Annotated in this window: 13 protein-coding genes; 10 read left to right on the top strand and 3 right to left on the bottom strand. The window is 71.1% G+C overall.

The annotated features are described in order from the left end of the window. Nucleotides 1-413 precede the first annotated feature (413 nt). On the top strand, nt 414-839 hold the full coding sequence (locus ABT294_RS47140) for a VOC family protein (RefSeq protein WP_502912233.1): 426 nt from the start codon (nt 414-416) through the stop codon (nt 837-839). A 52-nt stretch (nt 840-891) separates the two neighbouring features. Here the strand turns inward: ABT294_RS47140 and ABT294_RS47145 are convergent, their stop codons facing one another. From ABT294_RS47145 to ABT294_RS47155, 3 genes are read right to left on the bottom strand one after another with little or no spacing between them, the layout of a single operon-like run. After that, nucleotides 892-1,809 (bottom strand): NAD-dependent epimerase/dehydratase family protein, encoded by a 918-nt coding sequence (locus ABT294_RS47145; protein ID WP_350813061.1) that lies wholly within the window; start codon nt 1,807-1,809, stop codon nt 892-894. Beyond that, nucleotides 1,806-2,222 (bottom strand): hypothetical protein, encoded by a 417-nt coding sequence (locus tag ABT294_RS47150; RefSeq protein ID WP_350813062.1) that lies wholly within the window; start codon nt 2,220-2,222, stop codon nt 1,806-1,808. Before ABT294_RS47150 ends, ABT294_RS47145 begins: the two co-directional genes overlap by 4 nt. Before the next feature lie 37 nt (nt 2,223-2,259). Next, nucleotides 2,260-2,640, bottom strand: a complete 381-nt coding sequence (locus ABT294_RS47155; RefSeq protein ID WP_350813063.1) for a DUF6463 family protein — start codon at nt 2,638-2,640, stop codon at nt 2,260-2,262. Between the two features lie 530 nt (nt 2,641-3,170). On the opposite strand from ABT294_RS47155, the gene ABT294_RS47160 reads away from it, so the two are divergent. From ABT294_RS47160 to ABT294_RS47200, 9 genes are all read left to right on the top strand, one after another. Continuing rightward, entirely contained in the window at nt 3,171-3,671 is a 501-nt protein-coding gene (locus tag ABT294_RS47160; RefSeq protein WP_350813064.1) for a MarR family winged helix-turn-helix transcriptional regulator, read from the top strand. Between the two features lie 263 nt (nt 3,672-3,934). Beyond that, nucleotides 3,935-5,197, top strand: a complete 1,263-nt coding sequence (locus ABT294_RS47165) for an FAD-dependent monooxygenase (protein ID WP_350813065.1) — start codon at nt 3,935-3,937, stop codon at nt 5,195-5,197. Nucleotides 5,198-5,289: 92 nt separating this feature from the next. Next, complete coding sequence (locus ABT294_RS47170; RefSeq protein ID WP_350813066.1) at nt 5,290-6,672, top strand: MFS transporter; 1,383 nt, start codon at nt 5,290-5,292, stop codon at nt 6,670-6,672. Then, a complete protein-coding gene (locus ABT294_RS47175) occupies nt 6,672-7,490 on the top strand; it encodes an FAD binding domain-containing protein (protein WP_350813067.1) in 819 nt (272 codons plus the stop codon). The genes ABT294_RS47170 and ABT294_RS47175 overlap by 1 nt, the downstream gene beginning before the upstream one ends. Continuing rightward, nucleotides 7,487-9,826 carry a xanthine dehydrogenase family protein molybdopterin-binding subunit gene (locus tag ABT294_RS47180; protein ID WP_350813068.1) on the top strand — a complete coding sequence of 780 codons (2,340 nt, stop codon included), beginning with the start codon at nt 7,487-7,489 and terminating at the stop codon, nt 9,824-9,826. The genes ABT294_RS47175 and ABT294_RS47180 overlap by 4 nt, the downstream gene beginning before the upstream one ends. Further along, the gene (locus ABT294_RS47185; protein ID WP_350813069.1) at nt 9,823-10,320 is read left to right on the top strand and encodes a (2Fe-2S)-binding protein; all 498 of its coding nucleotides are present in this window, start codon (nt 9,823-9,825) and stop codon (nt 10,318-10,320) included. The genes ABT294_RS47180 and ABT294_RS47185 overlap by 4 nt, the downstream gene beginning before the upstream one ends. Next, nucleotides 10,317-11,000 (top strand): SRPBCC family protein, encoded by a 684-nt coding sequence (locus tag ABT294_RS47190; RefSeq protein ID WP_350813070.1) that lies wholly within the window; start codon nt 10,317-10,319, stop codon nt 10,998-11,000. Before ABT294_RS47185 ends, ABT294_RS47190 begins: the two co-directional genes overlap by 4 nt. Beyond that, nucleotides 10,993-11,664, top strand: coding sequence for an isochorismatase family protein (locus ABT294_RS47195; protein ID WP_350813071.1), 672 nt, complete (start codon nt 10,993-10,995; stop codon nt 11,662-11,664). Before ABT294_RS47190 ends, ABT294_RS47195 begins: the two co-directional genes overlap by 8 nt. Then, the gene (locus ABT294_RS47200) at nt 11,657-12,499 is read left to right on the top strand and encodes an alpha/beta fold hydrolase (protein WP_350813072.1); all 843 of its coding nucleotides are present in this window, start codon (nt 11,657-11,659) and stop codon (nt 12,497-12,499) included. Before ABT294_RS47195 ends, ABT294_RS47200 begins: the two co-directional genes overlap by 8 nt. Nucleotides 12,500-12,589: the final 90 nt, after the last annotated feature.

Consider the following 12,589-nt stretch of genomic DNA (forward strand, 5'->3'; position numbering starts at 1 on the left):
GTGGCCGAGCGCGTCACGATGCGGTTGCGGCCCTCGTGTAGCACGATCTCGACGAGGGCATGACCGGCCAGGGGGCCATCCCGGTCGTCTCGACCAGTTCGAGAACCGCTCGGGACGGCAACAGCACGCGGCCGTCCAGGAATGGGCCCGGCGCAGAAGCTGATCGCTCACCGGAGCCCGGAGCCTCAGCGTGTGTTCCCGTTCCGATGCGGGTCCCGGGCCCACCCTGCTGAGCTGCGGAAACACGCTCGTTTGGGACAGTGACACGTTTCCAATGGCACCCCGTTTCGGCGCGTGACGGGCACTGCCACGTCAAGAGGATGTCGAGAACGGCCTGGCAGCTCCGTCTCAGGGGCGGATGCGGCCACCGTGGCCGTACGACACCAAGGAGAGCCAGCATGACGATCCAGCGGATGGACAACGTCCTCATCGTTGTCGACGACCTTGACGCTGCTATTTCGTTCTTCGTCGAACTAGGCATGGAGTTGGAGGGCAAGGCGCCCATCGAGGGACGTTGGGTGGAGCGTGTCATCGGGATCGACGACGTCCGACAGGACATCGCCATGCTGCGGACCCCGGACGGCCACGGCCGAATCGAGCTGGCGATGTTCCACGCGCCGAAGGCGATCAGCGCCGAGCCGAAGGACGCACCGGCGAACACGCTGGGCATTCGCCGCATCATGTTCGCCGTCGACGACATCGAGGACGTCGTAGCCCGCCTGCGCACCCACGGCGCCGAACTCGTCGGCGAGCTGGTGCAGTACGAGGACAGCTATCGGCTCTGTTACGTCCGTGGCCCCGAGGGCATCATCGTCGGACTGGCCGAACAACTCAGCTGAGGGCCCCCGAAGGGACCGTGCACCCGAAGAACCGATTGCCGTGGGAAAGGGCTCAGAGGTTGGCGAGCCCTTCGCGGTAGGAAGGGTATCGGGGTGTCCAGCCCAGCTCGCGTCGTGCCCGTTCGGTGCTGAGCCGGATGCGGGTCCGCACCATGAGCGCGAACATGTACGGCGTGGCACGCAGGAGCCAACCTGGCATCTTCAGCGGGACAGGTCCACCGGCCGCCACCGCCAGTGCCTTGACGTAGGCGTCGAAGCGGACGGGATGGTCGTCGGCGATGTTGTAGGACCGGCCTGGCGTGCCGCGTTCCAGGGCCGCCACCGTGGCCGAGGCGGCGTCCTCGATGTGGATCAGCGAGACCGTGCCGGCGGGGTCCGGCACCGGAAGCATCCGCTTCCTGGTCATGTCCATCAGCTTCCTGGTGGTCGCCTCCGGGCCGTAGAACATGCCGTAGCGAAGGGAGATCCCTTCGATTCCCGGAGCCCCGAAGACCTGCTCCTCGTTCGCACGCATCGACCGCATGTGGGGGTCGAAGGCGCCCTGCCCAGGTTCCGCGAAGGGGCTCTCCTCGGTGACGAGCTCCTCGCCGTGGTCGCGGTAGCCGTACCCGAGAAAGAACGACTGGGTGACGAACCTGCGGGCGCCAACCAGCTCGGCGGCCTCAATGAGGTGAGCGGTGCCATGGTCGCGGAGGGCGTCGGTCGCGTAGAGAGCGCGGTGGAACAGGGGCAGGCCGCTGATCGCGGTGGCCTGGTGCACCACGGCGTGCGCCTGCATTCCGTCAAGCGCGGTCAACAGGCTCTCTCGGTTCATCACGTCCGCGACCACGGGAACGGCGCCCGCCGTGGCGAGCCGTTCGGCACCCGCAGCGAATCTCGTGATGCCCAGCACCGTGTGACCGGCGGCGAGCAGGTGGCCGATCAGGACCGAGCCCAGTGTGCCGGTGGCGCCGGCGAGCAGGACGTTCATGCTTGCGGTTCTTTCTTCAGCGGGCCGGCCTGGGCCTTCCCGCGGTGACGCAGGACGCGCAGCCTGGCGACGAGTCCGACCGCGCCCACCAGGGAAACCAGCATGAGAACCCACGGATCGGAAGCCTTGCCTCCGAGATCGAGATCGACGGCGTGGTTGTACGCGTGGAAGGTGTTGGTGAACAGGAAGCCCGCCAGCACCACCGTCACGACGTCGCGGTACCGCAGCGCGCACAGCAGCATCAGCCCGATGCCGATCTGGAACACTCCGGCGTCATGCAGGAAGTGCGTGTGGTTCGGCCAGTTGGCCCACTCGGCGAAGCTCGCCGGATCCACGCGTGCCCAGATGCCGGTGCCGAGCATCGACATCGCGGCCAGCACGACGCTGCCACTGATCAGGTGACGTGCAGTCATGGTCAGTCTTGTCTCCTTGCCTCGACCGCCCTGCCGGTCAGCCGGTACGGCGCGCGGCCACGAGGCCGAGCACCCCGATTGCGAGAACCGGCCAGCCGCCGGTGACGGGGAAGTAGATGACGCACAGCGCGAAGCCGATGGCCACCAGATACCAGCCGAGCTGCGCAGGCAGCCGGCCGGTCGTGCGAACGATGTGCTGGGCGAGCGTGCCCAGAGCCAGGAGGGCGACGCCGGAGATCATGAACCAGACGCTGGATTCGCGTGCGAAGTAGTCGGCGGCACTCGTGTCGATGACGCTGCGCCAGAAGCCGTCGGCGGCGATCGCGGCCCATGCGTTGGGCTGGACTAAGGCCCAGACGAAGTGGAGCACCGCAGTGGCGATGATTAACCGTGGAATCCACCGAGCCAGCGTGCTCACGGGCTGTCCTGTCATGGAGTGTCCTCCTTTTCCTCCTGCGGGGCAAGGCGCAGGGCTCGCAGGTAGTCGATGCGTGTCCGGTCGACACGCTCCTGGACGGCGCGCAGATCGGTGTCCTGCAGGGCCCAGGAACGGATGGCGATCTCCAGGCCCTCGTGTCGTCCAGAACCAGGTTGAGCAGGCGGCTCAGCCTGGCCTGGGGGTGCTCGCCTGAGCTGTCCACCGCGGAGATGAAGCGGATGGTGTGCTCGGCCTCGAAGCGCTGGAGCAGACCCTTCCTGCGTGGGTGGCCGCCTCGGGCTCGTAGCCGGGCCGGCCCGGGTCACCCGTGGTTGCGAACCGGGTCCACGCGATGCGGAACTGCCGCGAGAGCGTCGTCATCGAACTCCTTACCGTGCCGATGGACCATACCATACGGAATGGTACGGCCCACCGAGCGGACGCCGTCAAAGAGGTCAGGGGGCGTGGGGAAGGGCGGCCGTCCTACGGGCGATTCAGAGGGTGAGGCGGGTTCATGATTAGGTAGGCGCATGGCGCGTGAAGCGGATAAATCGTCGGCGGCGAGGGGAGGCCGCGGCGAGGCGATCACGACCCCTCCCGAGCTCCTCGCCGCGCCGGGCTACGTGGCCCGGCGGCTCTACCAGTCCTATGTCGCACTGTGGACGCGCGTGGTCGATCCCGTCCTGACCGGCCCGCAGTTCGCGGTGCTGACCGCGGTCGACAACTACCCCGGCGTGGACCAGGGGTCGCTGGCCTCGTCGGTCGCCCTCGACCGGTCCACGATGGCCGACATCGTCCGCCGGCTGGAGGTCAACGGACTGATCGTCCGGCACACCGCGATGCACGACGGTCGTCGCAAGCTGCTGCACCTGACCGAGGAGGGGGCGCGGCGCCTCGACGAGGTGAACCGGCGCGCCAGGGAGCTGGACGAGCAGCTGCTGAAGGGCTACGCGCAGCCGGAGCGCGAGCGCGTGCTGCACGAGATGACGGTGCTCGCGGCCCGCTGGGAAGGGCTCATGGGCGACGAGTGACACCATGCGGAGCGGGCTGTAACGAGGGGGTATCTCGCGTTCGCTCCGGATTTCACCGCAGTTACATCCTGGCTCACCTCTTGCTTTTTTCAGATCGTCCGTGTTCGGATTAGTTTCGCCGGGCGCAGCCTCCCTGCTTCCGCCTTGACGGCGGAACGGCTCTGATCTGCGTGCCCGCGAACAACCGTATCGATGCCGACCTCAGCGCGGAGGCGGTGTCCGCGATCACGTTCTGAAGGGTTGGAGGAGCATTGGCGAGCCAGGTGAGCCAGTCGTATCGCGTCACGATCGTCGGAGGTGGCCTCGGCGGGCTGACGGCCGCGCTATCGCTGCGGCAGCGTGGCCTGCGTGTCACGGTCCTGGAGCAGGCCGCGGAGTTGGGCGAGGTCGGCGCGGGCATCCAGACCGCGCCGAACGCCAGCCGCGTCCTGCTCGGGCTCGGGCTGCGCGCCGCCCTGGAGGAGATCCGCACCGAGCCGCTGGACCAGGTGCGCCGCCGCTGGCAGGACGGCACCGTGATCGGCCTGACCTCGCTGGGCGACTTCTGCAAGCGCGAGTACAACGCGCCCTACTGGCACTACCATCGCGCCGACCTGCACAAAGTACTGCTGGACGCCTGCCTGGCCGAGGACCGTCCCGGACCGGTGGTGGAGGTGCGGACCGGCAGCAAGGTCGTCTCCGTCGACAGGACCGACCCCGCCCGGCCCGTCGCGGTCACCGCCACCGGCGAGCGGTACGAGACGGACGTCCTGGTCGGCGCGGACGGCGTCCGGTCCAGGGTGCGCGACGCGCTCGGCCTGCCTGACACCCTGCTCTTCTCAGGGGAGATGGCCTACCGTGCGCTCATCCCCGGAGACAAGATAGCCTCGGACCCGGCGACGCGCTGGTTGGTGGACCGCTTCCAGAGCACCATCTGGTACGGCCCTGACCGGCACCTGGTCCACTACATGATCCGCGGCGGGGAGTGGCTCAACGTCGTCGCGATCGTGCCCTGCACGCCAGAGGTCAAGGAGCGGTGGACCGTTCCCGCCACGGTCGACGAGCTGACCGACGCCTTCCCCGGGTGGGACGACCGGGTCGCCTTGATGCTCTCCAAGGCCGAGGGCGACATCTCCGCGTGGGCCATGTACCACCGCCGCCGTGACCCGGTGTGGGTGGACGGCCACGTGGCCCTGCTCGGCGACGCCTGCCACGCCATGCTGCCCTACCAGGCGCAGGGCGCGTCCCAGGCGATGGAGGACGCGGCCGTGCTCGCCGAGGAGCTCGGCGCCGTGCCCGTCGACGGCGTCAGGGCCGCCCTCATGCGGTACGTCACGCGCCGCGCCAAGCACGCCGGGATGGTCCAGGACGCCGCCTGGCGCAACATGTCCCTCTACCACCTGCCCGACGGGCCCGAGCAGCGGTCCCGAGACGACAAGCTCAAGCGGTTCGACGGCGAGTCCGACGTCTCCTACGCCTGGCTGTGGAGCGGCACCCCGCTGAACGACCCCGACGAGGAGACCTTCTCCTACCAGTTCCACAACTGACAGCCCCCCGGCTCCGACCGGTCCGGGCACCCCCGGGGACGCACCCCCCAACCGCGTTCCCGTCTCCTTCAACACCTCAAGGTGGGAACACCATGCAAACAGGAGACCAGATCGTTCAGGACCTGCCGTGGAAGTGGCGCGTCCAAGGCAAGATCTTCATCATCGGCGGCCTCGGCTACATGTTCGACGCCTGGGACGTCGCGCTCAACGGCTTCCTCACCCCGCTGCTCGGCAAGGAGTTCGGCCTGTCGGTCGGTGAGAAGGGGATGGTGGCGACCGCCAACCTCATCGGCATGGCGGTCGGCGCCGTCCTGTGGGGCACGATCGCCGACCGCATGGGCCGCAAACGGGCCTTCAGCCTGACCCTGCTCATCTTCGCGATCTTCTCCGTTCTCGGTGCCGTCGCCCCCGGTTACGGCGTCTTCCTGGCGTTCCGGTTCCTGGCCGGGGTCGGCCTGGGCGGCTGCATCCCCGTCGACTACGCGCTGGTCGGCGAGTTCTCCCCGAGCAGGCTGCGCGGCAAGATCCTCGCCGCCATGGACGTCTGGTGGCCGATCGGCGCCACGCTGTGCGGCGTGGTCGCCACCGTGCTGGAGCCGGTGCCCAGCAACTGGCGCTGGATGCTCACCGTGATGATCCTGCCCGCGCTGCTGCTGTTCTGGGTGCGCCGCGGCGTCCCCGAATCCCCCCTCTACCTGGCCAGGACCGGCCGCGAGCAGGAGGCCCGCGCGATCATCGACGATCTCGTCGCCAGGACCGGCGCCCCGGCCAAGCCCTACGCCATCGAGCCCCCGGCCGCCGAGGGCAACGGCCCGCGGGGCGTGCGGGCGGCGCTCGACCAGCTCCGGCAGGTCTGGCGGTTCAGCCCGCGCGTGACGTCCGTCGCCTGGCTGCTGTTCGTTACCGTGATGACCGTGTACTACGTGGCCCTGAGCTGGATGCCCACGATCCTCAAGGAGGGCGGGTACAGCGACTACGCCGCCTTCACCAAGACCACGCTGATGACGGCGGTGGGCATCGTCGGCGTCCTCATCTCGGCGTGGCTGGTCGAGGCCGTCGGCCGCAAGTGGGTGATCGGGACGTCCGCGCCGGTGGCCACGGCGGCCCTGGTGGCCTTCGCGATCTCCCTCGACGTCAGGTCCGCGGCGCTGGTGTGGCTCGGCGTCTTCGGCTTCCTCATCCAGCTCACCATCCCGGTGCTGTACGCCTACGTCGCCGAGTTGTACCCGACCCGCATCCGGGCCAGCGGGTTCGGCTGGGCTTCCTCGGCCAGCCGGGTGACCTCCGGCTTCATCCCGCTGATCTTCGGGGGCCTGCTGTGGCCCGTGCTGGGGCTGCCGCTGACGTTCGCCGTCCTCGGCGGCGTGGTGCTGCTGGTCGTCCTGTGGATGGCCTTCGCCGCGCCCGAGACCAAGGGCAGGGAGCTGGACCACGTCACCGACGCGTCCGGCGACACGGTGCCGGCGGGCGCCTGATGAAGCCCGCGCCGTTCGTGTACCACCGTGCCAGGGACGTGGCCGGAGCGGTCTCCCTGCTCGCGGAGCTGGGCGAGGACGCCAAGTACATCGCCGGCGGCCAGAGCCTGGTCGCGATGATGAACTTTCGCCTCGCCCGGCCGGCGCACCTGGTCGACCTGACCGGCCTGCGCGGCGAGCTGTCCTACCTGCGCGAGGAGGGCGGCGTGCTGCGCGTCGGCGCGCTGACCACCCACCACCAGGTGGAGACCGCGCCGCTCGGCCCAGGCTTCGCCGTGCTCCGCGACGCGATGGGGTGGATCGGCCACCTGCCGATCCGCACGCGTGGCACGGCCGGCGGCAGCCTCGCCCACGGCGACGCCACCGCCGAGTGGTGCCTGCTCGCGGTCCTGCTGGGCGCGGAGGTCGTCGTCCAGGGGCCGGGCGGGCGCCGGGACGTCCCGGCCGAGGAGCTGTTCCTCGGCTACTACACCACGACGCTGGAGCCGGGGGAGATGATCGTCGAGATCGTCTTCCCGCGCCCCGCGCCGCACGCCGCGCTGACCGAGCATGCCGCGCGCCGGGGCGACTTCGCCACCGTCGCCGCCGCCGTCGACCTGGACGCCCAGCGCGTCGTGCTCGGCGGCGTGGCCCCGGCGCCGCTGCGGGTGCCGGAGGCGGAGGCGGTCCTGGCGCGCGGCGGTGGCTTCGCCGAGTGCGCCGAGGCCGCCGCCGCGGCCATCGACCCGCCCGCCGACGGCCACGGCAGCGCCGACTACCGCAGGGCCCTCACCAGGACCCTGCTCGTCCGTGCCTGTGAGGAGGCGATGCTGCGATGAGCTGGGTCGGGAAGTCGGCCGCGCGGCGGGAGGACCCGCGGCTGCTGACGGGCAGCGGGAGGTTCGTCGACGACATCCACCTGCCACGCATGCTGCATGCGCAGTTCGTCCGCAGCACGATCGCGAACGGCACCGTGACCGGCGTGGACCTGTCGGCGACGCTGGCCGTGCCGGGGGTCGTCGCCGCGTTCACCGCTGAGGACCTGCGGATCGGCGACATCACGGCTCTGCTGGACCGGCCGCTGTCGGAGTTCGTGCCGACCGCGATGCCGGTCCTCGCCCGGGACCGGGTCCGCTACGTCGGCGAACCGATCGCCATCGTGATCGCCGAGGACCCGTACTCCGTGGAGGACGGCCTGGAGGCCGCCAGGGTGACCTACGAGGCCGCCGCGCCGGTGCTCTCCGAGGAGCAGGCGCTCGCACCCGGCGCCCCGCTCGTGCACGACGCCGCCGCGGCCAACACGCTGGTGGACGTGTCGATGTTCGCGACCGAGGGCATCGACGAGGTCTTCGCGCAGGCGCACCAGGTGGTGCGCGTACGGTCCAGGACGGGCCGGCAGAACGCGCTGCCGCTGGAGACCAGGGGCGCCGTCGCGAGCTGGGACCCGCGCGAGGAGCAACTCCTCGTCCAGACCTGCACCCAGGTCCCGCACCAGGTCCGCACGGTCATGGCTGAGTGCCTCGGCCTCAGCGAGCGGGCCGTTCGGGTGGTGGTGCCCGACATGGGCGGCGGCTTCGGGCAGAAGTGCGTCGTCGGCCGCGAGGAGGTCGCCACCGGGGCCGCGGCCCTGCGGCTCGGCCGTCCGGTGAAGTGGATCGAGGACCGCCGCGACGCGCTCACCGCCTCGTTCCTGGCCCGCGAGCAGCGCTACGACGTGCGTGCCGCGTTCGACGAGAACGGCAGGATCCTCGCCCTCGACGCCGACGTGGTGTGCGACATGGGCGCCTACTCCTGCTACCCGTTCACCGCCGGGATCGAGCCGCTGATGGCGTCGGCGGAGATGCCCGGCGTCTACCGGGTGCCCGCCTACCGGGTGCGCGGCAGGGCCGTCACCACCAACAAGGCGCCGTCGGCGCCGTACCGGGGGGTCAGCAGACCCCAGTTCGTCATGGTCATGGAGCGGGTCTTCGAACGCGCGGCCCGCGAGCTCGGCCTGGACCCGGTCGAGATCCGGCGGCGGAACCTGATCACCGAGTTCCCCTACACCGGGGTCAACGACGTCACCTACGACCCGGGCTCCTACCTGGATTCGCTGAACCTGTGCGAGCGGATGCTCAGGGACGAGGGCTGGTACGCGCGCAAGGATCAGGCGGCCGCCGAGGGACGCTTCATCGGGATCGGCTACTCCTGCTTCAGCGAGCGCACCGGCTACGGTTCCGGCGCGTTCGCCAAGCGCAAGATGGCCGTCGTGCCCGGTTTCGACCTGGCCGAGATCCGGATGGACCTGACCGGCGCGGTGACCGTGACCACCGGGACCATGAGCCACGGGCAGAGCCACGAGACCACGCTGGCCCAGATCGTCGCCGACCGGCTGGGGCTGGACCTCGCCCAGATCAAGATCCACCAGGGCGACACCGACCGCATCACCTACGGGTTCGGGACGTTCGCCAGCCGGTCCGCCACCATCGGCGGCAGCGCGGTCGCCCGGGCGGCCACCAAGCTGGCGGACCGGCTCCTGCATCTGGGAGCGCACCTGCTGCAGACCACGCGCGACAACGTCGAGCTGCACGGCGGGCGGGTGCGCAGGCGTGACGACCGCGAGCGCGCCCTGGCGTACCGGGAACTCGCCGACGTCGCCTACCTGAAGGCCAACCTGCTGCCCAAGGACATGGAACCCGGCTTGACCGCCGGCGCCTCGTTCGACGTGCACGGCGACGGGACGTTCTCCAACGCCGCCCACGGCGTGGTCGTGGAGCTGCACCCCGGCACGGGGCAGGTGGAGTTCCTGCGGTACGTCTGCGTCGAGGACTGCGGGGTCGCCATCAACCCGCAGGTCGTCGAGGGGCAGTGCCGCGGCGGCATCGCCCAGGGCATCGCCGGGGCGCTGTTCGAGGAGGTCACCTACGACGCCCAGGGCGAGCCGTCGTGCGCGAGCTTCATCGATTACCAGGTCCCGACCGCCAACGAGATCCCCGATATCGAGATCCGCCATCTGGAGACCCCGTGCGCGTTCACCGAGAGCGGGGCGAAGGGCGCGGGTGAGGGCGGCACGATCGGCGCCCCGGCGGCGGTCCTCAACGCCGTGAACGACGCGCTGCGCCCCACCGGGGTGGAGCTCGACGACACCCCCATCCGGCCCGAGACGGTGCAGCGCGCGATCGGAGCGAAGGCATGACGGAGAAACTGCTGATCAGCCTGACGGTGAACGGCGAACGGCACGACGACCTGGTCGTGGAGTCCCGGCATACGCTCGTGGACGTGCTGCGGCACCACCTCGGCCTGACCGGCACGCATGTCGGATGCGAGCACGGCGTCTGCGGCGCCTGCACCGTCCTGCTCGACGGCGCCCCGGTGCGCGCCTGCCTGATCTTCGCCGCCCAGGCGGAGGGGCAGGAGATCCGCACGGTCGAGTCGCTGGCCGGCGAGGACGGGCTGAGCGACCTGCAGCGGTCGTTCTCGGCCCACCACGGCCTGCAGTGCGGGTTCTGCACGCCGGGCTTCCTGATGCTCGCCGAGGGCTTCCTCGCCGAGCGACCCGAGCCGACACGAGAGGAGATTCGCGAGGTCGTGTCATCCAACCTGTGCCGGTGCACCGGCTACCAGACCATCGTCGACGCGATCGAGGACTGCGCGCGGCGACGCTGCGGCGAAGTGGGGGAGCCCCGATGATCCTGGACAACGAGATCGCCGTGAACGCCTCGCCGGACGAGGTCTTCACGCTGGTCAACGACGTGGAGCGGGTGGTGACCTGCCTGCCGGGCGCCGCGCTCGAGGGCCGCGACGGCGACGCCTACCGCGGCGGGGTCAAGGTCAAGGTCGGCCCCATCACCGCCGCGTACGCCGGGACCGTGCGGTTCCTGGAGGTCGATCCCGGCCGGCGCTACCTGCGGCTGCAGGGCCGGGGCGCCGACACCCACGGCAGCGGCGACGCCGAGGCCGAGATCGTCCTGACGGTGGTGGAGGCGCCCAGCGGCGCGCTGCTGCGCATCCGGACGGACCTGCTGATCCGCGGGAAGCTCGTCCAGTTCGGCAAGGGCGCGATCGTCGTCGTCTCCAACAACATGCTGCGGCAGTTCGCCGGCAACCTCGCCGCGCTGATCGAGGCCGACCGCGCCGGCGGCCCGAAGCCGGCCGCGACCGTCTCCCCGGCCGCCCAGGCACCGGCGCCGGCACCGGCATTGGCACTGGCACCGGCGGCGCCGCTGGACGGGCTGTCGATGCTGGTACCACCGGGCGTGGCCAGGTACGTGCCGATCGCCGCCGCGTTCGCCGTCGGCCTGTTCCAGGGCTGGCTGCTCGGCAAGGTGCGCACCCAGGCCAAAATGATCAAGGAGTTGCGGCGTGGCTGACAGCATGTACGGCCCCCAGACCGACGACACCTACGCGCAGGCCGGATTCGGCGCCGTGGCACGCCGGGGTGAACGACCCGCGGTCGTGGTCGTGGACCTCACCAACGGCTTCACCGACCCGGCCTACCCCTCCGGGGCCGACCTGTCGGACGTGGTGGCCGCGACCGCGACGCTCATCGGGCACGCCCGGGCGGCCGGGGCTCCGGTCGTCTACACCACCATCGCCTACACGCCCGCCGAGGCCGACGGCGACGCGGTGACCTGGCTGCACAAGGCGCCCGGCATGCGCGCGATGCGCGAGGGCAGCCCCGCGGTCGAGATCGACCCGCGGCTCCCGCGCCGCCCCGAGGACGTCCTGGTGGTGAAGAAGGGCGCCTCCGCGTTCTTCGGCACCGGCCTGGCCGCGCTGCTGACCGGGCTCGGCCGCGACACCGTCCTGGTCTGCGGGGCCACGACCAGCGGCTGCGTCCGGGCCAGCGCGGTGGACGCCGTCCAGTCCGGCTTCTCGGTGCTGGTGCCGCGCCAGTGCGTCGGCGACCGCGCGCCCGGCCCCCACGAGGCCAACCTCTTCGACATCCACGCCAAGTACGGCGACGTCATCGACCTGGCGCAGGCCGTCGACTACCTCGCCGGTCTCGCCGAAGGAGCCCCAGCCGATGCCTGAACGCACGCTGACCCAGCCGGCCCTGGCCGACCTCGCCGCCGTCCCCGCACGCAGCCGGTGGGCCGCCTCGGGCCCGATCCGGCTGCACGCCCTCGACTACGGCGGCGACGGCGTGCCGGTGCTCGTCCTGCCGGGGATCACCAGCCCGGCGATCGCCATGGACTTCGTCGCGCGCGAGCTGACCGGTCTGGTGCGGCCGATCGTGCTGGACGTGCGGGGCCGCGGCCTGTCAGATGACGGCCCGTCGTACACGCTGGAGGACTACGCCGCCGACGCCGAGGCGGTGATCAAGGAGCTCGGGCTCGACGGCGCGGTGCTGCTCGGCCACTCGATGGGGGCGCGGATCGCGGGCCTGACCGCGGCCAGGGGGGCCGTCGCGCTGCGCGGCGCGGTGCTGGTGGACCCGCCGATGAGCGGCCCGGGACGCGGCCCCTACCCGACCCCGCTGGCCGCGTTCCAGGCGCAGCTGCTTCAGGCGCGGCGCGGGACCGACGCCGACGAGGTGGCCGCGTCCTGGCCCCGCTGGCCGCGGCGCGAGCAGGAGCTGAGGGCGCGGTGGCTGTCCAGCTGCGGTGACGAGGCCGTCGCCGGAACCCACCGGGGTTTCGAGAGCGAGGACTTCTTCGGCTTCTGGCCGTCGGTGCCCGCGCCCGTCGTCCTGGTGTACGGCGCCGAGAGCCCGGTGGTGACCGCCGAGGGCGCGCGCGAGGCGGCCAGGACGAACGCCGCCGCCCGCCTCGTCGAGGTGCCCGGCGCGGGACACATGGTCTTCTGGGACAACCCGCGCGGCGCCCTGGAGGCCGTCGGCGACGTCCTGCGCGGGCTGGTGGCCTGAGAGCCGGGCACGCGGAAAGGGGAGGCGGGGGGGCCCCGGACCCCATGGCGCGGGCCCCCCCCCCCCCCCCAAAGAACCCGATGGACAGCA

Source organism: Nonomuraea sp. NPDC000554 (genome assembly GCF_040300065.1).
Taxonomy (GTDB): Bacteria; Actinomycetota; Actinomycetes; order Streptosporangiales; family Streptosporangiaceae; genus Nonomuraea.